Source organism: Microbacterium sp. JZ101 (assembly GCF_053903175.1).
The window spans coordinates 2,392,258-2,411,679 of the sequence record NZ_CP096400.1 but is presented as its reverse complement, the minus strand read 5'-3'; the positions used below and the strand labels follow the sequence as shown (position 1 = coordinate 2,411,679).

The window sequence follows — 19,422 nt, the reverse complement described above, 5'->3', positions numbered from 1 at the left end:
AACTGTACGCATGTCGACGCCATCCGCTCCGGCGCGCGCCACGGTGCAGGCGGTCCGTGACGACGAGGTGCTCACGGGAGAGGCCGTCGCGCTCGACATCCAGCCGGTCGGGCTCGTGCTGCGCGCCACCGGCGCCCTCACCGACGTGGTCGTGTCGATCGGGCTCTACGTGCTCTTCGCGCTCGCCGTCTGGCGCCTGCTCGACCTCGGCGTCCTCGACGATGCCACGATGCGCATCGCGCTCGTCGTCATGCTCGTGATCGTGCTCGTCCTCCTGCCGACGACGGTCGAGACGCTCACGAAGGGGCGCAGCCTCGGCAAGCTCGTCGTCGGCGGTCGCGTCGTCCGCTCGGACGGCGGGGCGATCGGGTTCCGGCACGCGCTCATCCGCGCCCTGGTCGGCGTCTTCGAGACGTACATGACCGCCGGGGGGACGGCGCTGCTCGTCGGGATGTTCACGCCGCGCTCGCAGCGTCTCGGAGATCTCGTGGCCGGCACCTACGCCGAGCGCACCCGCACGCCGCGGCTGCCGCCGGCCGACTTCTCCCTCCCGGCGGGCATGGAGTCGTGGGCCGCGATCGCCGACGTCGGTCGGATGCCGGATCGGCTCGGGCGCCGCGTCTCGCAGTTCGTCGCGGGCGCTGGCCGGATGTTCCCCGCCGCGCGCGAACGCGTTGCACATGACCTCGCACGCGAGATCGCCCCGTTCGTCAGCCCGCTTCCGCCCGTGCCGCCCGAGATCCTGCTGCGCGCGGTCGTCGCCGCGCGGCGCGATCGGGAGCTGCGCGCCCTGGCTCTGCAGGACGAGCGCGTCGCCCGGCTCGCCCGCTGACGTCGGCTCAGCGGCGATCGAGGAAGATCAGGCGGCAGGCGAAGCCGGCGAGCACGGCGCCCACGAGCGGGAAGACGAGGAACGGCCACAGCTGCGCGAGCGCCGCGCCGCCGCCGTAGACGGCGGTCGCGATCGAGCGGGCAGGGTTGACGGACGCGCCGTCGACGACGATGCCGACGAGGTGGATGAGCGCGAGCGCGAGGCCGATCGCGCCCGGAGCGAGCGCCGTGCCGCGCTCGGGATGGGTCGCTCCGAGGACAACGAGGACGAGCACCGCCGTCAGCACGACCTCGGCGATGATCGCGGCCGGGAGGTCGAACCCGCCCGGCGACCGCTCGCCCCAGCCGTTGCTCGCGAACCCTCCGTTCTGCGCGGCCTCGAGCCATCCGGCGGGCCCGAACAGGCCGATCAGCACGAGGAGGGTCGTCGCGACCGCACCGCCGATCACCTGGACGAGGGCGTACTTCCACACCTCCGCCCACGGGAACCGTCCTGCCACGGCGAGGCCCAGGGTGACCGCGGGATTGAAGTGCGCGCCCGAGACGCCCGCGAACGCGGCTGCGCCCACCGCGGCGGAGAGGCCGAAGGCCGCCGCGGTGGCGAGGTACACGATGCCCGGTGCGAACGCGTCGCCCGCGTCGGCGAGATGCGCCGCGAACAGGGCCGTGCCGACGCCGCCGAACACGAGGAGGAAGGTCCCGACGGCCTCGGCCATGAGGCGCGCAGCGGGCGTCGTCGGGGCGGGGGAGGTGCTCTCGGACATGACATCCTCTCGGGCGGATGGTCTGCTCTCGCTTGCATCGTGGCACACGGTGCCGAGGAGCGGGGCAGGGCGCGTGCATGGCGGCGGACACGCCGGGAGCGGCTCTTGTTTTGAAGAGTTCAAAACGATGGCTAGCATGGACGACGTGACCCTCACCCCGCCCGCCCCCGACGCCGAGGCCGCCATCCGCGCCGTCGGGCTGCGCGTGACGACTCCGCGACGAGCCGTCTACACGGCCCTCGCGACGATGCCGCATGCGCGCGCCGACGAGGTGTTCGACCGCGTGCGCGACACCGTGCCGGGCACGAGCCTGCAGGCCGTGTACAACGTCCTCGGCGACTTCGTCGAGGCCGGACTCGCGCGGCGCATCGAGCCGAGCGGTCAGCCGGGCCTCTTCGAGCTGCGCGTCGGCGACAACCACCACCACGTCGTGTGCACGTCGTGCGGACGCGTCGACGACATCGACTGCGTGCAGGGGGCGGCCCCGTGCCTGCACCCCGCTCACGAGACCGGCTTCCGCATCCAGGTCGCCGAGGTGACGTTCTGGGGCGTGTGCCCCGACTGCGACGCCTCGTCCGGCGACTCCTGACCGACCCCTCCTTCCGCGAACGAAAGGACATCCATGAGCAGCGACACGATCACGGGCTGCCCCGTCATCCACGACGGCTCCGCCGACGACACGACCCGCCTGCCCGCGGCCGACCTGCCGGCGAGCGAGCCGCGCGCCGACCTCGTCCACCCCACCCAGGGCGACCCGAACCGGGAATGGTGGCCCGAGCGCCTGAACCTCAAGCTGCTCGCGAAGAACCCCGCGGTCTCCGACCCGTTCGCGGATGAGGACTTCGACTACGCGGCGGCCTTCCAGTCCCTCGACCTCGCCGCGGTGAAGGCCGACATCGCGGAGACGCTCACGACCTCGCAGCCCTGGTGGCCCGCCGACTTCGGCCACTACGGCCCGCTCATCGTGCGCATGGCATGGCACAGCGCCGGCACCTACCGGGCGACGGACGGCCGCGGCGGTGCGGGAGCCGGACAGCAGCGCTTCGCTCCGCTGAACAGCTGGCCTGACAACGCGAACCTCGACAAGGCGCGCCGCATCCTCTGGCCCGTGAAGAAGAAGTACGGCAAGAGCCTCTCGTGGGCCGACCTGATGATCCTCGCCGGCAACGTCGCGCTCGAGACGATGGGCCTGAAGACGTTCGGCTTCGCCGGCGGCCGCGCCGACGTCTGGGAGCCGGACGACGACGTGTACTGGGGCGCCGAGAAGATCTGGCTCGGAAGCGACAAGCGCTTCTCGGGCGACCGCGAGCTCGAGAAGCCGCTCGCGGCGACGCACATGGGTCTCATCTACGTGAACCCGGAGGGCCCGGAGGGCGTGCCGGACCCGCTCGCCGCGGCCGACGACATCCGCACCACCTTCCGCCGCATGGGCATGGAGGACGACGAGACCGTCGCCCTCATCGCGGGCGGTCACACGTTCGGCAAGACGCACGGCGCCGCACCCGACACGCACGTGGGCGACAACCCCGAGGCCGCGGGCCTCGAGGAGCAGGGCCTCGGCTGGAAGAGCTCGCACGGCTCGGGCAAGGGCGACGACACGATCACGTCGGGTCTCGAGGTCACGTGGACCTACCACCCGACCCGCTGGGACAACGAGTTCTTCCACATCCTCTTCGGCTACGAGTGGGAGCTCATGGAGAGCCCCGCCGGCGCCAAGCAGTGGCGACCGAAGAACGGCGGCGGCAGCGACATGGTTCCGCTCGCGCACTCGGACGGCAAGCGCGAGCCGCGCATGCTGACGACCGACCTCGCCCTGCGCGAGGACCCGTCGTTCCGCGAGATCTCGCTGCGCTTCCGCGACGACCAGGAGGCCTTCAGCGACGCGTTCGCCCGTGCGTGGTTCAAGCTCACGCACCGCGACATGGGCCCCAAGGCCCGCTACCTCGGCCCTGAGGTGCCCGCCGAGGACCTCATCTGGCAGGACCCGCTCCCCGCGGTGGACCACGAGCTCATCGACGCGGCGGACGCCGTCGTGCTCAAGGAGCAGATCCTCGCGTCGGGCCTCACGGTGGCCGAGCTCGTCTCGACGACCTGGGCCGCCGCGTCGACCTTCCGCGGCGGCGACAAGCGCGGCGGCGTCAACGGCGCGCGCATCCGCCTCGCCCCGCAGAAGGACTGGGACGTCAACAACCCCGAGCAGCTCGCGAAGGTGATCGGCGTGCTCGAGGGCATCCAGGCCTCGTTCAACGCCGCGCAGACGGGCGACAAGCGGGTGTCGCTCGCCGACCTCATCGTGCTCGCGGGCAACGCGGGTGTCGAGAAGGCGGCGAAGGACGCCGGCGTCGAGGCGCGGGTCCCCTTCCACGCGGGTCGCACCGACGCCACGCAGGAGCAGACCGACGTTGCGTCGTTCGGCTACCTCGAGCCCATCGCCGACGGCTTCCGCAACTACACCGGACCCGACGCGACGCTCCCCGCGGAGTACCTCCTCATCGACAAGGCGAACCTCCTCACGCTGAGCGCGCCCGAGATGACGGTCCTCGTCGGCGGGCTGCGCGTGCTCGGCGCCAACTGGGACGGCTCGCCGTACGGCGTGTTCACCGACCGCCCCGGCACGCTCACGAACGACTTCTTCGTGAACCTGCTCGACCTCGGCAAGACGTGGCGTCCGCTCGACCCGGGCAAGCACGCGTTCGAGGCCACGGACGACGTCACGGGCGAGGTCTTCGGCCGCGGCACGCGCGTCGACCTCGTGTTCGGCTCGAACTCGGAGCTGCGCGCGCTCGCCGAGGTCTACGCGAGCGACGACGCGCACGAGAAGTTCGTGCGCGACTTCGTGAAGGCGTGGACGAAGGTCACGGAGCTCGACCGCTTCGACCTGGCCTGAGCCCGCCGCGGAGCGGCCCGTCCCCGTCGGGGGCGGGCCGCTCCGCCGTGTCCGGCGTCCGGAACGGGGTTCTTGCCGCGAAGGGCCGGTGTCGGATGGCGGTGGCGGCCGTTCGGGGCAAGGGCCCGGGGCGGCGGCGCCGCGAGGGAGGCCGGCCCCCGGTCGCGGATGTCCCTACAGGCGCCCGGCCCGCTTGAGCGCGAGGTACCGGTCGGCGACGAGCGGCGGGAGGTCGTCCGGCGACGCCGAGATGGCGTCGGCGCCGGCCCGCTCGATCGCCCGCGCCACGCGCCGCGCGGCCGAGAGCCCGGCCTCGGCGGCGGCTGCGCGGTACACGGCGTCGGCCGACCCCCGCTCGCGCGCCGCGCTCTCGAGGGTCGTGTCGGTGGCGGCGCCGACGAGCACGACCGTGCCGCGACGCGCCGCCGACGGGAGGACGCCGAGGAACGCGCGCGAGGCGTCGACGGACTCCTGGGCCGTGAGCAGCACGAGCAGCGACGGGTGCGGGGCGAGCCGGCGCGCCTGCGCGAGCGCGGCATCCCAGTCGGTGTCGATGAGCTGGGCGTCCACGGGAGCGAGGGCGTCGACGAGTGCGGGCAGGAGCGCCGGCCCCTCGACGCCCGTGACGCGCGCGCGCACGACCCTGTCGAACGCGACGAGATGCACGTGGTCGCCCGCGCGCTGCGCGAGCGCCGACAGGAGGAGCGCGGCCTCGAACGCGGCCTCGAGACGCGTGCTGTCTCCGACGCGCGCAGCGGACGTCCGGCCCGTGTCGATCACGATGACGACGTGGCGGTCGCGCTCGGGTCGCCACGTGCGGAGCATGGTCGTCGACGCGCGGGCTGTGGCCCGCCAGTCGATCGAGCGCACGTCGTCCCCGCGCACGTACTCGCGGAGCGAGTCGAACTCGGTGCCCTGACCGCGGACCTGGATGCTCGTGTTGCCGTCGAGCTCGCGCAGCCGCGCGACGCGGCTCGCGAGGTGGCGGCGGCTGTGGAAGGGCGGCAGGACGCGGATGGCTCCCCGAGCCGCGATCACGGCCTGGCGCCCCGCCATGCCCAGCGGGCCCGCGCTGCGCACGGCGACGAACGCGGAGCGCAGCTCGCCGCGCCGCCGGGGGAGGAGCGGGACGCGGTAGGCCCGGGACTCGCCGGGCGGCACGTCGATCGCCAGGCGCTCGGCGGGAGCCCCCGCGGTCGGCTGCCACGCGTCCCTCGCGCGCCCGCGCAGGCGGCGCTGGCCCGTGTTCACGAGGCGGACGAGGACAGATGCCGGCTCGCCCAGCCGGACGCGGGCCGGGGCCTCGCGCAGCACGCGGAGGGCGCGCGGGTCGGCCGCGGCGGCGACGTCGGCGACGAGCACCGCCGCGCACACGACGAGCCACATCGCGAGCACAGCCCATGGCGCCGAGCCGCCCAGGAGGACGACGGGCACGATCCCGCAGCCCACGAGCACGGCGAAGCGGCCGGTCAGGTACATGGCGACCTCCGCGCGCTCAGAGCGGGACCGGCGTCTGCTGCAGCACCGAGGTCAGCACGGCCTCGACCGAGACGCCCTCGATCTCGGCGTCGGCTCGGAGGCGGATGCGGTGTCGCCACACGGGCACGATCATCGCCTGCACGTGATCGGGCGTGATCGCAGGGTAGCCGCCGAGCCAGGCCCATGCCTTGGCCGCCGCCAGCAGCGCGGTCGCCGCGCGCGGGCTCGCGCCCAGCTGCACGGAGGGGCTCTGCCGGGTCGCGCGCGCGAGGTCGACGATGTAGGCGAGCACGTCGTCGGTGACCGTCACCGCCTCGACCGCCCGCTGAGCGGACGCGATGTCGGACGCCGTCACGACCGCCTCGACCCCGTCGAGCGCGCGCGGCGAGAACCCGTCGGCGTGGCGGCGGAGCACGGCGACCTCGGCATCGCGCGCGGGCACCTCGACGACGAGCTTCATGAGGAAGCGGTCGAGCTGCGCTTCCGGCAGCGTGTACGTGCCCTCGTGCTCGATCGGGTTCTGGGTCGCCGCCACGAGGAACGGAGCCGGCAGCGGGCGCGTGACGCCGTCGGTCGAGACCTGCCGCTCCTCCATCGCCTCGAGCAGGGCGGCCTGGGTCTTCGGAGGTGTGCGGTTGATCTCGTCGGCGAGGAGGATGTGCGTGAACACCGGGCCCTCGCGGAACTCGAACTCGCCCGAGCGGGCGTCGTAGATGAGCGAGCCGGACACGTCGCCCGGCATGAGGTCGGGCGTGAACTGGACGCGCTTGGTGTCGAGGCCCAGCGCCCGGCTGAAGGTGCGCACGAGGAGCGTCTTCGCGACGCCGGGCACGCCCTCGAGCAGCACGTGGCCGCGGGCGAGCAGCGCGATGAGCAGGCCGCTCACGGCGCCGTCCTGGCCGACGACGGCCTTGCCGATCTCCTGGCGCACGCGCCCCATCGCCTCGCGGAGCGCCGCGGGATCGCCGTTCGGGGTCTCGGTCACGATGGTGTCCTTTCGGTGCGGACGGCCGCGTCGACGGCCGTCTCGAGGTCGTGGAGGCGCTCGCCGAAGGCCACGAGCGATGCGTCGTCGTGGGGCTCGGCGAGCAGGATGCCGCGCACGGCGTCGGCGCGTGCGCGCAGGCGGATGGCCGCGGCGTCGGCGACCTCGGCGGGCGGCGCGGTGCGAGGCAGGCCGAGTCGCACGGCCATCCGGGCGGATGCCCCCGCGCGCAGCAGCCGGGCGGCGTGCGCGGCGTCGGATGCGCGCGCGTAGAGCCGCGCGCGCCCCTCGAGGGTCTCATTCGCGCGCACCGTGACCGGCAGATCCTCCGCGACGAGCGGGCCGAAGCGCCGGCCCCGCCAGATGCCGGCCGCGAGAGCGGCGAGTGCGGCGGCGACGATCGCGGGGGTGACCCACGCCGGCGTGAGCTCGCCGAGCGTCGCGGGGGCCGTGCTCGCGGCGTCGGCGATGCGGGGCAGGTACCAGACGAGCTCGTCGCGCGCCGCGAGGAGCCCGAGCGCGAGCGCCGCGTTCCCCTCGCGGTCGAGGTGCTCGTTGACGAGCAGGGACGCGCCGTCGACCGCGGACACCGTACGGCCGTCGCCCTCCTGCTGCAGGAGGGCGAACCCGCTGTCGGCGACCGGGTAGCAGGCGACGTCGGCGCCGCCGCGGTCGTACGCCTCTCCGGGCACGACATCGCCTGCGTTCACGGCGACCTCGAGCCCGCAGGACGGCGCGGCGGGCGTGCCGTCGCCGAAGGCCTGGAAGCCGGAGGAGGCGAACAGGATGCGGAGATCGCGCGAGGTCGGCGCGAGGAGCACGGTGTCGCCCGCCTGCGCCACGAGCCGCTCGACGTCGTCATCGGCGAGCGGGGCCGTCGAGCCGAGCGCGAGCCCTGTTCCGTCGTCGACCGCGTCGAGCGCCTCGTCGAGGCTCGACACGATGACGACGTCGACGTCCAGGCGCTCCTCGAGCAGCCGGGTGACGGCGAGCGCGCCGTCCGGGCCCGCGGACTCCGCGTCGAGCGCCGGCCGCTGCGACCATTCGCGACCCGCGACGAGCACGAGCACGAGGCCGAACACGACGAACCCGGCGACGAGGGCGATCCAGCCGAGGGCGCGCCGGCCGCGGCGCGCGGGTGCGGCTTCCGGCGCGCCCTCCCGGAGCTCGGTCATCCGAGGACCCCCTCGCGCAGGCGCGCGGGGCGCGCGGCCGAGATCGCGTCGTCGAGCTGCGCGACGGCGGCGTACATCTCGGCGGTGCCCTCGCGGCGCAGGTAGCGCACGTCGTCGAACGCTGCGGCGGCCCGCGACAGCGCGTCCGCGTGAGCGGGGAACGGCGCCTTCGCGAGCACGGTGAAGCGCTGGGCCGTCGTGCCGGGGGGAGCATCGAGGAGGTCGCGTTCCTCGAGCGACCGTGCGAGCGCGCGGAACCGGTCGACCACGGCGCCGGTCCAGTCGCCCGCTTCGGCTCGGCGAGCCGCTGAGGCGCGGAGCTCCGCCGCCGTGCGGTGCTCGTCCTCGCCGAACAGCAGCGCCGAGCGCGACGGCGCGCGATGCGCGGAGCGGGGGCGACCCCAGATGAGGAAGGCGCACACGACGACGATCGCGATGACGCCGGTGACGACGATCGCGAGGAGCGGGTTCCATTCGGCGCCGAGCTCGGTGTCGAAGAGCCGCGCGAAGAAGTCGGCGATCGCCCCGGCGATGCGGTCGAGGAGAGTCGGCTGGGCGGCGTCGTAGACCGGGTCGCCGAGCTCGTCCTCGGCCCAGTCGCGGGCCTCGTCGCCGTCCGGCAGGGTCGCGAGGACGAGCCGGAGCGCGCCGGTCGCGAGCTGCGCGCCCGTCACGAGCCGTCCGCGGCGTCCGTCCGCCCCGCGTCGGGCGCCGAGCCGGTGTCGACGGGACGCGCGTACGGCGGGGCGGTCGGGCGCTCGGCCGATGCCGGGGCGCCGGACGCGTCGGGAGTGCGCTCCGACGGCGCCGGCTGTCCGGAAGTCGGCGCGTACTGCCCGTATTGCGGGGCCGGCTGACCGTACTGCGGCGCCGGCTGACCGTACTGGTGTGCGTACTGGCCGTACTGCGGTGCCGGCTGACCGTACTGGGGTGTCGGCTGACCGTACTGGGGTGCCGGCTGTCCGTATTGGGGTGCGTACTGCCCGTACTGCGGTGCCGGCTGCCCGTACGGCGGCTGCGCGCCGTAGGGCGCGGCGGGAGAGCCGTACGCGGGGCCCGCGTATGCGGGCCAGGACGCCCGCACCGGCGCGACCGCGTCGGGGTCGAAGGCGTAGGGGTCGTCGAGGTCGGTGCGGCCGCTGTCTCGGCGCTCGACGTAGGACTGCATCCGCAGGTCGATGCCCTCGCGGCGCATGCGCGCGTCGATGTAGACGAGCGCCGACGACGTCGCCTGCACGACCACCGTCACCGACGAGATGACGAGCGTCACGATCTGGCTCGCGGCGATCGCGAGCACGAAGCCGATCCCGGCGGCCGCGTCGGGAGACCCCGTCGGGGCGAAGATGCTCGACATCGCGGAGCCGAGGAAGGTGAACGGCATGCCCACGACGTACGAGGCGGTGTTCATGATCAGGCCGATGAGCACGATGATGCCGAACGTGGGCCAGAACCGGCCGCGCGTGAGCTGCCACGAGCGGCGGATGCCGCCGATCACCGTCGCGTGCTCGAGGATGATCGCGCTCGGCACGACGAAGAGCTTCGTGCCGAGCCACGCGTACAGCACGATGGCCGCCAGCGCGGCGAGCACACCGTAGACCACGGCCATCCAGATCTCGACCGAGCCGAGCGCGAACCCGACCGCGATGAGGACGCCGACGGCGACGGAGACGGCGATCGTGACGAGGGCGTAGTACCCGATGAGACGCCACACGACCGGGCGCACCCGGCGCCAGATCGCGCCGAGCGTCGCGCGCTCGCCGAGCGCTGCGTGGGCGACCTCGCCCACGACGACCGCCTGGACGATGATGCCGAGGACGCTCATCACGAGCGCGACGCCGATCGTCGTGAGAACCGCGATGAGCGTCGAGCCGGCCGCGATGAGCCCGAAGTCGTCGGAGAACTCGTTCACGGTGTCGAGGCGCGACATCGCCGCGTACGTGACCCAGCCGATCACGACGACCCCGACGATCGACGCGGCCAGCTGCACGACCATCGCGAAGCCCAGGAGCACGCGGGGGTTGCCGCGCAGCGCGGAGAAGGACCTGCCGAGGATCGTGCCGAACCCGAGCGGCTGGAGCGGGATGAGCCCGCCCCGCGGCGCCGGCGTCCACGACGGTTCTGCGGTCACGTCGATCCTCCCTCGACCTGCCTGCGAGCGGACGGCTGCCGCCCCCGCTCTCATCGTGTCACACGCGCAGGGCCCCGTGTCGCCGCCGCTCGGCGCGACCGTTCGTCTAGGCTGTCGAGGACGCCTCGCCCGCGCGAACGACGCGCGTCGGCGCGCAACCGGAGCAAAGGACCAGCCTCATGAGCGCCCGCATCCTCGTCGTCGACGACGACACGGCCCTCGCCGAGATGATCGGCATCGTCCTGCGCACGGAGGGCTTCGACACGGCCTTCTGCGCGGACGGAGCGCTCGCCGTCGACAGCTGGCGGCAGGAGCGCCCCGACCTCGTGCTGCTCGATCTCATGCTCCCCGGCAAGGACGGCATCGAGATCTGCTCCGAGATCCGGGGGGAGTCGGGCGTCCCGATCATCATGCTGACCGCCCGCTCCGACACCGCCGATGTCGTCGCGGGCCTGGAGGCGGGCGCCGACGACTACATCGTCAAGCCCTTCAACCCGAAGGAGCTCGTGGCGCGCATCCGCACGCGCCTGCGACCGGCCCCCGAGTCGTCGGGCGACGTCCTGCGCGCGGGCGACCTCACGATCGACGTCGCGGCGCACGAGGTGCGTCGCGGGCAGACCCCGATCTCGCTCACGCCCCTCGAGTTCGAGCTGCTCGTCGCTCTCGCCTCGAAGCCGCAGCAGGTCTTCTCGCGCGAGGCCCTCCTCGAGCAGGTCTGGGGATACCACTACAAGGCCGACACGCGCCTGGTGAACGTCCACGTGCAGCGCCTGCGCGCGAAGATCGAGATCGATCCGGACAACCCGAAGATCGTCATGACGGTGCGCGGCGTCGGCTATCGCGCCGGCGCGGCGATCTAGCGCGCATGTCGCAGGGGCCCGCGCGCATCACGCTCCGGCGCCCGTCGACCTGGGTGCCGGCCATCCGGGCGCAGTGGACGAGCTCGCTCCGCTTCCGCACGACCTTCATGACGGTGGCGGCGACGGCGCTCGCGATCGCCGTGACGTGCGTGTGGACGGCCCTGGCCATCCACAACAACCTCTTCTCCACGAGCAGGGACGAGGTGCTCGATCAGGCGCAGCGCGCGGTGCTCGCCGCGCAGGACGTCATCGACACGGCCGAGGTCGCCGCGGACGGCGCGGCCCTCCAGCAGGTGCTCTTCGACGCCCGCACCGCGTTCACGAGCCAGGGCGGCACGCCGTACTTCGCCTACTTCCGCATCGACGACGCGCCGTCGGCGATCGCGCCGCCCGACTTCGCCTTCCTCCTCGCCGACGGCGAGGAGGCCATCCTCAGCGAGGGGCTCCGCGAGCGCGTGCGCGCCTCCGACGAGAACCAGTGGTGGCAGTCCGTCGCCCTGCAGCTCGACGACGACGAGGAGCCGGTGCCCGGCATCGTCGTCGGCCAGCAGCTCCAGGTGCAGAACGCGGGCGCGTACGAGGTGTACCTCGCGTACAGCCTGCAGGAGGCAGACCGCACGCTCCGCTTCGTGCAGGGCACCCTGTGGGTCACGGGCATGGTGCTCGTCGTGCTCGTCGCGGCGATCTCGTGGTTCGTGCTGCGCACAGTCGCCCAGCCGCTCATCGAGGCGAGTCAGACGAGCGCGCGCTTCGCCGCCGGCTACTTCGACGTGCGGCTCCCCGTCCGCGGCAAGGACGAGCTCGCGGCTCTCGGCCGCTCGTTCAACGCCATGGCCGACAGCATCGAGGCGCAGATCACCGAGCTCGCCGAGCTCTCGCAGGTGCAGCAGCGGTTCGTGTCGGATGTCTCGCACGAGCTGCGCACGCCGCTCACGACCATCCGGCTCGCGTCCGAGATGATCAACGACCGTCGCGCCGAGTTCGACGAGGCGACGGCGCGCGCGGCCGAGCTGCTGCACGATCAGGTGGCGCGCTTCGAGCAGCTGCTCACGGATCTGCTCGAGATCAGCCGCTACGACGCCGGCTCGGTGCAGCTCGAGCTGGAGTCGACGAACCTCGCGCAGCTCGCCGAGGACGTGGCCGCCTCCATGCGGCAGGTGGCGGCGCAGCACGGCAGCGAGCTGCGCATCGTGGCGCCCGGCGGGTACTCGCCGGTCGACGTCGACCCGCGGCGCGTCCGCCGCGTGCTCCGCAACCTCATCGGCAACGCCATCGAGCACGGCGAGGGACGGCCGATCGTCATCACGATCGACAGCGACGCCCGGGCGGTCGCGATCGGCGTGCGCGACTACGGCCTCGGCATGTCGCCCGAGCAGGCTGCGCGCGTCTTCGACCGGTTCTGGCGCGCGGATCCGTCGCGCAAGCGCACGCTCGGGGGCACGGGCCTCGGCCTCGCGATCGCGCTCGGCGACGCGAAGCTCCACGGCGGCGCCCTCGAGCTGTGGTCGGAGCCGGGGCGCGGGTCGCATTTCGTGCTCACCGTCCCGCGTGTGCCGGGGCAGCCGGTCGAGCGCTCGCCGATCCCCGTCGAGCCCACCGAGAGCGTGACCGACGAGCTCGGGCTGACCCAGCCCATCCGCACCGATGACGAGGAGGACCCCGCATGACCCGCCTCCGCCGCGTGCTCGCCGCGCTCGTCCTCGTTCCCGCTCTCGCGCTCGCCGCGTGCTCGGGCCTGCCGATGAGCGGCCCGGTCTCGGTCGGCAACGCCCCGGGCGACGTCGTCGAGGACGTCACGGGCGGCAGCTACGACGCCGAGTCGCCGCGCCCCGGCGATTCGCCGCAGGAGATCGTCGACGGCTTCCTGCGCGCGTCGATCTCGCCCGAGCAGAGCTGGGCGACCGCGCGCGAGTACCTCTCCGACGATCTCGCCGACACATGGAACCCCGTCGCGAGCGTCACGATCGATACGACCGACGACCGCGAGGTGAGCGAGGTCTCGGCATCGGAGGACGCCGCGAGCGTCTCGGCCGAGGTGCACGGCGAGGCCGTGGTCGACTCCGACGGGCGATACCGCCTCATCGCCGACGGCACGACCTCGCTGTCGTTCGAGCTCGCGCGCGACGCCGAGGGGGAGTGGCGGATCGTGTCGGCCCCCGACGGCATCGTGCTCGACCGCCTCTTCTTCCGCGAGCTGTACGCCGCGCACGACCTGGCCTACTTCGATGCGACGTGGCGGCACATCGTGCCCGACCGGCGGTGGTTCCTCACGCTCCAGCACGCGCCCACGCGCATCGTGCAGAAGCTCGTGGAGGGCGCGCCGAGCGACTGGCTCGCTCCCGGGGTCGAGACCGCCTTCGCCGACGACGTCCAGCTCGCGAGCGGGACGATCGAGGTCGACGCCGATCGCGTCGCCCACGTCGAGCTCACCGACGCCGCGGGAGCGGACGACGAGACGCTCAGCCGCATGCGCGCGCAGCTCGAGCAGAGCCTGGCGTCGACCGACGTGCGCGAGGTCGCGCTCACGGTCGAGGGCCAGGAGGTCGACGTGCCGGCGGCGCCGGTCGCGTCGACGCGGATCGACTCGCGCGCGCTCGTGCTCACGGACGACGGGTTCGGCTACCTGTCCGGCGGCGAGGTCGTCGCCGTCGACGGGATGTCGGAGGTCCTCTCGGACTTCCCCGAGGACATCGCGTCCGTGGCGATGTCGGCCGACCAGCAGATCGCGGCCGTGGGCCTCGCGGACGGGCGCGTCATGCGCGTCACGGCTGACGACCATCCGTCGGAGATCGACGCGGGCGGCAAGGCGATCGCGCCCGCGCTCGACCCGCACGGATGGATCTGGACGGTGCGGCCGGGCGATCCGCGCTCGCTCACGGCCTGGAGCGCCGACCTCGAGCCGACCCCGATGACCGGCGGATGGACCGACGTCTCCCGCGTGACGGCGATCGACGTCTCGCGCGACGGCGCGCGGATCGCGGCGATCGTCGCGATCGGCGACGAGCAGTGGGTGATCGTGTCGGCGATCGAGCGCGACTTCGACGGCGCGCCGCTCTCGGTGGGCGCGCCGACGCGGATCGCGCAGCTGCGCATGCCGGGCATCGACCTCGCCTGGATCGACGACAGCACGGTCGGCATCGCGGCCGGCGGCACCGACAGCGCGCAGCTCATCCAGCAGCCCATCGGGGCGCCGGGGACGACCGCGACCGCGCCGCTCAACGTCGTCGCAGTGGGGGCGGGCAACCAGGACTCGCCTGTGCGCCTCCTGACCTCGGAGGGGAGCCTGCTCGTCATGCGCGGCCGCAATCCCACCGAGTCGGCGAAGGGCGTCGAGGTGCTCGCGACGCAGCTCGGCCTGCCCGGCTGAGCCGACGCCGCGTGCACAGGCGCGCGGCGTCGGCGTGCCGCGCCGTGTGCCGACGGCGGAGTCCCTGCGGAGGCCGCGGCATGCGCAGGGTGGCCTCATGACGACGATGACCGATCGCCTGCGCGTCGCCCTGCGCGAGGCCGGCGCCCTGCTCCTGCCCGTCGACTGCGCGGGATGCGGGGCACCCGGCGCCGCCGTGTGCGACCGCTGCCGCGCGGCGCTCGGGCCGTGTGTCGTGCGCCGCACCCTCGACGACGACTTCGAGGTGATCAGCGGGCTGGCCTATCAGGGTGCCGCGGCGTCGTCCCTGCGCGCATTCAAGCAGCGCGGGCGCACCGACCTCGCCCGCGTCCTCGCGCCGGCGCTGCGGGCGGCGCTCGTGAGCTGCGCCGTCGCGAGCGGGCGCCTCGTCGACGCCGTGCCCATCCCGCCGTCGGCCGCCTCGTCGCGACGGCGCGGCTACCGCCCGGTCGAGCTGCTGCTGCACCACGCGGGGGTCGCCCCGCTGCGCGCGCTGCGCTGGGCCCGCCGCATCGACGACCAGCGTGCGCTCGACGTGGCCGAGCGCGGGCGCAACGTCGCGGCAGCGCTCGCCGTGCGCCGCCGTGTCGAGGGGCACGCGGTCGTCATCGTCGACGACGTCGTGACCACCGGGGCGACGCTCCGCGAGGCCCGTCGCGCGCTCGCCGAGGCCGGTGCTCTCGTGCTCGGCGCGGCCACGCTCGCGGCGACGCCGCGCGTTCTCCCGCCGCGAACACGACACGCGTGATCGTTTCGAGATAGTTCGTGACACCCGTCCGCGCCGGGGATACGGTGGGGGACACCAAGGCGACCGCAGGTCCGCCGCTCACACCGGTCGGACCGGATAGGGAGGCAGAGATGGACACGAACATCGTCGGCGTGGGGGTCAGCGTCTCAGAGCGATTCCGCACCGTGGTCGAGGAGAAGAGCGAGCGGATAGCGTCGCTCGCCCCGCGTGCCCAGCGTCTCGAAGTGAAGGTCACGCACCACGCGCATCGCGGGGGCCGTCTCGAGGAGGAGTCGGTCGAGCTCACGATCTTCTGGAACGGCCCGGTCATCCGGGCGGAGGCGCACGACGCCGACAAGTTCACGGCGCTCGACATGGCGATCGAGAAGCTCAGCGAGCAGATCCGCCGTGCGAAGGACAAGAAGGTCAGCGGGCGTCTGCACCCGCGCGCCGCGCGCTTCGCGAAGGAGAAGGGGGCGCTCGAGGGGCTCGACGTGCAGCCGGCGACCGTCGAGACGCTCCAGGCCGTCGCGACCGGCACCGTGCCGGTCGTCGAGCAGACCGAGGAGGACGAGGCCTACACGCCCGTCGTGATCCGGAGCAAGACCTTCGAGCCCGAGTGGATGACCGTCGAGGAGGCCGTCGACCGCATGGAGCTCGTCGGCCACGACTTCTTCCTCTTCATCAACGCGCGCACCGACCACCCGAGCGTCGTCTACCGGCGCCGCGGCTGGGACTACGGTGTCATCGCGCTGACGACGCAGGCCCCTCCCGTGGAGGACGTGCTCGCGTCGTGACGACCTCGTGACAGGCGGATGGCCCGGATCGCAGGATCCGGGCCATCCGCCTGTGTGCGCGGGATCAGTCGAAGACGTCGCCGATGAGGCCGCCGAGCAGCACGCCGCCGAGCACCGGCCCGAGGAGGCCGCCGCCTCCGCCGCCGAAGCCCCCGCCGCGCGGCCCGCGTCGGCCGCCGCCCCACGAGCCCCAGTCGTCGTCATCGGGGCGCGACGAGTCGATGTCGCGCTGCGCGAGCTGGAGCGCCTCGTGCGCCAGCTGCGCCGCCCGGCGGGCGAGCTGCTGCGCCTGCTCGCGCGTGTCCTCGTCGGCGACGAGGGGATCGATGTCGATCCGCACGCGCTGCGCCTCGGCGTAGCGCGTGCGGGCGTCCGCGCCGATCCAGCCGCGGTGGCCGTTGATGAGGCTTCCCGCGACGGCGATGGCGCGGTCGGCGGCGTCGATGTCGTGGCGCACGTGCGCGATGGACGGCACGGGGCGCGCCGCGCGCTCGCGCGCCTTCGCGACGGCGGCGTCGAGCGCGGCGTTCGCGTCGGACAGCGAGGCGAGGTCGGAGAACGGGTCGGAGGGCGTGCCGGGGCCCGGCAGGGCGGCGAGCGCCGCCTCGAGGTCGGCGACCGCCCTGGTCACCTCGGGCGTCTGCGGAGCCTGCCGCGCCGCGACGATATCGCCGCGGGAGTCGGCGACGACGTCGGCCAGGGTCGACTGCGCGCGCATCGCCTCGATCTCGAAGTCGTCGACACCGTCGAGGATGCTCGTGGCACGGCGGACGGCCTCGGTGGCGGTCTCGAGGGCGAGGTTTGCCTCCTCACCGCGCCGCGCCTCGCGGCGGCGCTCCGACACGTCGGCCGAGTGCAGGGCGAAGTCCAGCAGCTGCTCCGCCTCGTCGGCGTTCACCCGCACGCGCTGCAGGGCCTCGGGGCTGTAGTGACGCGCGAGGCGCTCGACGGTCGTGCGCGCCTGCGGGAGCCGCTCGCGGAGGCGCTCGACGTCGGCGCGGACCTGCTGCAGGATCTGCGGGGCCTGCCGGACGAGCGCGATGCGCGCCTGCAGCGCCGCCGTGCGCTCGTCGAGGACGTCCTCGGCCCAGTCGCAGAGCTGGATGATGCGCGCGTTGCGCGTGCGCAGCTCCTCCGGGGTGTCGGGGATCTCGTCGTGGTTGAGCTGGTGCAGGTGGAAGGCCTCGGCCATGTGCTCCTTGACCGCGGCCAGGCCGGTGCGCAGATCCTCGGTCGGTCCTTCGCCGAGCTCGGCGACGGCGAAGACCAGCTCGTCTCCGGTCGCCCGGATCCGCTCGTCCGCTGTCACCAGCGCGGTGCGGGCGCGCCGTGCGAGGTCGGCGTCGGCCGACTCCTGCTGCTCGCGCTCTTCCCGTCGGCGTCGACCCCACAAACCTGCCATGCTCTCGATCCTACGGCGCTTCCCGCGGCGCACGGGCGGTCGATCCGCGCGGGCGCAGGAGGGCGGTGGAGTCGAGGTGCGCGGCCGGGGCGGCGCCGTCGATGAGGTCGAACAGGCGCCGGGCGACGTGCGCCCCGAAGGCGACGACGTCGTGACTGAGCGCCGTGAGCTGCGGGAACGTGTGCTCGCACAGAACCGAGTCGTCCCACGCGATGATCGACAGCTCGTCGGGCACCCGCACGCCCAGCTCCATCGCGACCGTGAGCCCGGCCACCGCCATGACGTCGTTGTCGAAGATGAGGGCGGTGGGGCGGTGCGGCGAGGTGAGCAGCGCGCGCGTCGCCCGTGCGCCGTCCTCGGGGGAGTAGTCGGTGTGGACGAGCGTCGGCTCGAGCCCCGCGCGCGTCATCTCGGCGACGAACGCGTCATCGCGGATGCTCGTGTGGGCGAGCGCGGCGAGGCCCGACACGCGGGCGATCCGCGTGTGGCCGTGCTCGCGCAGGTGGCCGACCGCCGACCGCATCGAGGTCGCGTCGTCGGTCCACACGGTCGTGAGCCCGCCCGAGACGGCCGGGTCTCCGACGACGACGGTGGGCAGCGCATTGCGCGCCTTCGAGAGGCCGATGCGGGGGTCGTCGAGCTCGAGGTCGGTGAGGATGATGCCGTCGACGCGGCCGCTGCTGTGCCACTTCGAGAGAGTTGCGTACGCGGCCTCGGGCGTGGGGACGACCTGCAGCAGGAGGCTGTACGAGCGCTCCGCGAGCTCGCTCTCGAGGCCCGCGAAGAACTTCATGTAGAACGCCTCGACGCCGAGGTTGCGGGGATCGCGCGCGAGCACGAGCCCGAACGTCTCGGTGCGCGCCTCCGCGAGCGAGCGGGCGCTGCTGGCCGGGGCCCATCCCATCTCGTCGGCGACCCGCAGCACGCGCGCACGGGTCTCCTCAGAGACGCCCTTGCGGCCGTTGAGCGCGAACGACACGGCCCCGATCGACACCCCCGCGCGCGCCGCGATGTCGCTGATCGTCACCCGCCCCGTGCGCCGTCGTGTCCCCGCCACACGAGAACCCTATGCCACGCCTGCGCGGACCGGCTCAGCGTCGCACGACCGCGACCGAGGCGGCGAGCGGATGGCCGGGGCCCACGCCCGAGAGCAGGGTCGCGCCGTCGAGGCCCGAGCCCCGCGCGGTCACGATGCGCGCATGGGGAGCGCGCCCGGCGAGCGCGGCCGAGAAGGCATCGGCGATCGGAGCCGAGCCGAAGACGCCGCCGACCGGGGCCACGGGCGCGTCCGCGCCCTCGAGCCCCGCTCGGCGGAGACCGGCGACGACACTCAGCGCGAGCTGCTCGCCGGCGCGCCGCGAGATGTCGAGCGCGACCGGATCGCCGTCGGCCGCACGGCGCGCGACCGCGCGCGCGAACGATGCGACCCTGCTCACGCGCGACGGGTCGGACTGGAGCAGGATGTAGGCGGTCTCGAGGTCGCGCCACACGGTGCGCACGTCGTCGCTCAGCAGGGTCGCCGGTCCGCGGCCGTCGTGCGCGCGCATGACCGCGTCGAGCGCCTCCCTGCCGATCCAGTAGCCGCTGCCCGCGTCGCCCATGATGTGCCCCCAGCCGTCGACGCGGCACGAGCTCTCGGGGCCCACGGCGAGCGTGACGACGCCGGTCCCCGCGGCGACGACCGCTCCGTGCACATCGCCGAGGGCCCCGAGGTACGACGTGATGGAGTCGTGGGCGAGCCGCACCTCGCGCACGCCGGCATCGGCGAGGAGCGCGTGCAGAGCGGCCGCGTCGGCGCCGCCGTCGACGAGGCCCGAGGCCCCGACGACGACGGCATCGACCTCGGTCGCGCCCTCGTCGATCGCTCGCCGCGCGGCCGCGGCGAGCTGCACGGGCAAGGGCTCGTGGGTGCGGAGCCCGGGGGACTCTCGCACGATGCCTCCGGCCACGCGGGCGCGGACGCCGGTCTGGCCGGCGTCGATCGACAGGACGGTCATCT

At 73.7% G+C, this 19,422-nt stretch carries 17 protein-coding genes; 8 read left to right on the top strand and 9 right to left on the bottom strand.

All coding sequences use genetic code 11. The features are described 5' to 3' along the window. Positions 1–10 precede the first annotated feature (10 nt). On the top strand, positions 11–832 hold the full coding sequence (locus M1D56_RS11215) for an RDD family protein (RefSeq protein ID WP_456283622.1): 822 nt from the start codon (positions 11–13) through the stop codon (positions 830–832). A 7-nt stretch (positions 833–839) separates the two neighbouring features. Here M1D56_RS11215 and M1D56_RS11210 read toward each other — a convergent pair whose 3' ends face one another. After that, positions 840–1,595 carry an aquaporin gene (locus M1D56_RS11210; RefSeq protein WP_271172821.1) on the bottom strand — a complete coding sequence of 252 codons (756 nt, stop codon included), beginning with the start codon at positions 1,593–1,595 and terminating at the stop codon, positions 840–842. Between the two features lie 127 nt (positions 1,596–1,722). On the opposite strand from M1D56_RS11210, the gene M1D56_RS11205 reads away from it, so the two are divergent. Together M1D56_RS11205 and katG are read left to right on the top strand one after the other, a co-directional pair. After that, the gene (locus M1D56_RS11205) at positions 1,723–2,184 is read left to right on the top strand and encodes a Fur family transcriptional regulator (protein ID WP_416383293.1); all 462 of its coding nucleotides are present in this window, start codon (positions 1,723–1,725) and stop codon (positions 2,182–2,184) included. Positions 2,185–2,217: 33 nt separating this feature from the next. Continuing rightward, positions 2,218–4,482 carry a catalase/peroxidase HPI gene (gene katG / locus M1D56_RS11200; protein ID WP_456283621.1) on the top strand — a complete coding sequence of 755 codons (2,265 nt, stop codon included), beginning with the start codon at positions 2,218–2,220 and terminating at the stop codon, positions 4,480–4,482. 174 nt (positions 4,483–4,656) lie between these two features. On the opposite strand, the gene M1D56_RS11195 is transcribed toward katG, so the two are convergent. Genes M1D56_RS11195 through M1D56_RS11175 form a run of 5 tightly spaced genes read right to left on the bottom strand, consistent with a single transcriptional unit; the run spans position 4,657 to position 10,249 of the window. After that, positions 4,657–5,961 (bottom strand): DUF58 domain-containing protein, encoded by a 1,305-nt coding sequence (locus M1D56_RS11195; RefSeq protein ID WP_456283620.1) that lies wholly within the window; start codon positions 5,959–5,961, stop codon positions 4,657–4,659. Between the two features lie 16 nt (positions 5,962–5,977). Further along, a complete protein-coding gene (locus M1D56_RS11190) occupies positions 5,978–6,901 on the bottom strand; it encodes an AAA family ATPase (protein WP_271172865.1) in 924 nt (307 codons plus the stop codon). A 41-nt stretch (positions 6,902–6,942) separates the two neighbouring features. Continuing rightward, a complete protein-coding gene (locus M1D56_RS11185; protein WP_456283619.1) occupies positions 6,943–8,121 on the bottom strand; it encodes a DUF4350 domain-containing protein in 1,179 nt (392 codons plus the stop codon). After that, positions 8,118–8,795, bottom strand: a complete 678-nt coding sequence (locus tag M1D56_RS11180; protein WP_421074347.1) for a DUF4129 domain-containing protein — start codon at positions 8,793–8,795, stop codon at positions 8,118–8,120. Before M1D56_RS11180 ends, M1D56_RS11185 begins: the two co-directional genes overlap by 4 nt. Then, complete coding sequence (locus M1D56_RS11175; protein WP_456283618.1) at positions 8,792–10,249, bottom strand: glycerophosphoryl diester phosphodiesterase membrane domain-containing protein; 1,458 nt, start codon at positions 10,247–10,249, stop codon at positions 8,792–8,794. The genes M1D56_RS11180 and M1D56_RS11175 overlap by 4 nt, the downstream gene beginning before the upstream one ends. A 179-nt stretch (positions 10,250–10,428) precedes the next feature. Between M1D56_RS11175 and mtrA the strand changes: the two genes are divergently transcribed. The 5 genes from mtrA (at position 10,429) to hpf (ending at position 16,021) form a co-directional block, all read left to right on the top strand. Then, on the top strand, positions 10,429–11,109 hold the full coding sequence (gene mtrA / locus M1D56_RS11170) for an MtrAB system response regulator MtrA (RefSeq protein ID WP_271172814.1): 681 nt from the start codon (positions 10,429–10,431) through the stop codon (positions 11,107–11,109). A gap of 5 nt (positions 11,110–11,114) precedes the next feature. Beyond that, entirely contained in the window at positions 11,115–12,776 is a 1,662-nt protein-coding gene (gene mtrB, locus M1D56_RS11165) for an MtrAB system histidine kinase MtrB (protein ID WP_421074349.1), read from the top strand. Then, on the top strand, positions 12,773–14,476 hold the full coding sequence (locus M1D56_RS11160) for an LpqB family beta-propeller domain-containing protein (protein WP_282978658.1): 1,704 nt from the start codon (positions 12,773–12,775) through the stop codon (positions 14,474–14,476). Before mtrB ends, M1D56_RS11160 begins: the two co-directional genes overlap by 4 nt. Positions 14,477–14,573: 97 nt before the next feature. Then, a complete protein-coding gene (locus tag M1D56_RS11155) occupies positions 14,574–15,245 on the top strand; it encodes a ComF family protein (protein WP_456283617.1) in 672 nt (223 codons plus the stop codon). A 110-nt stretch (positions 15,246–15,355) separates the two neighbouring features. Next, on the top strand, positions 15,356–16,021 hold the full coding sequence (gene hpf, locus M1D56_RS11150; protein ID WP_271172810.1) for a ribosome hibernation-promoting factor, HPF/YfiA family: 666 nt from the start codon (positions 15,356–15,358) through the stop codon (positions 16,019–16,021). 64 nt (positions 16,022–16,085) lie between these two features. Here the strand turns inward: hpf and M1D56_RS11145 are convergent, their stop codons facing one another. The 3 genes from M1D56_RS11145 to M1D56_RS11135 are packed head-to-tail and all read right to left on the bottom strand — an operon-like array spanning position 16,086 to position 19,420. Further along, a complete protein-coding gene (locus M1D56_RS11145) occupies positions 16,086–17,423 on the bottom strand; it encodes a hypothetical protein (protein WP_324014287.1) in 1,338 nt (445 codons plus the stop codon). A gap of 10 nt (positions 17,424–17,433) precedes the next feature. Beyond that, complete coding sequence (locus M1D56_RS11140; protein WP_455970033.1) at positions 17,434–18,480, bottom strand: LacI family DNA-binding transcriptional regulator; 1,047 nt, start codon at positions 18,478–18,480, stop codon at positions 17,434–17,436. Between the two features lie 34 nt (positions 18,481–18,514). Next, complete coding sequence (locus tag M1D56_RS11135; RefSeq protein ID WP_456283616.1) at positions 18,515–19,420, bottom strand: N-acetylglucosamine kinase; 906 nt, start codon at positions 19,418–19,420, stop codon at positions 18,515–18,517. Positions 19,421–19,422 lie beyond the last annotated feature (2 nt).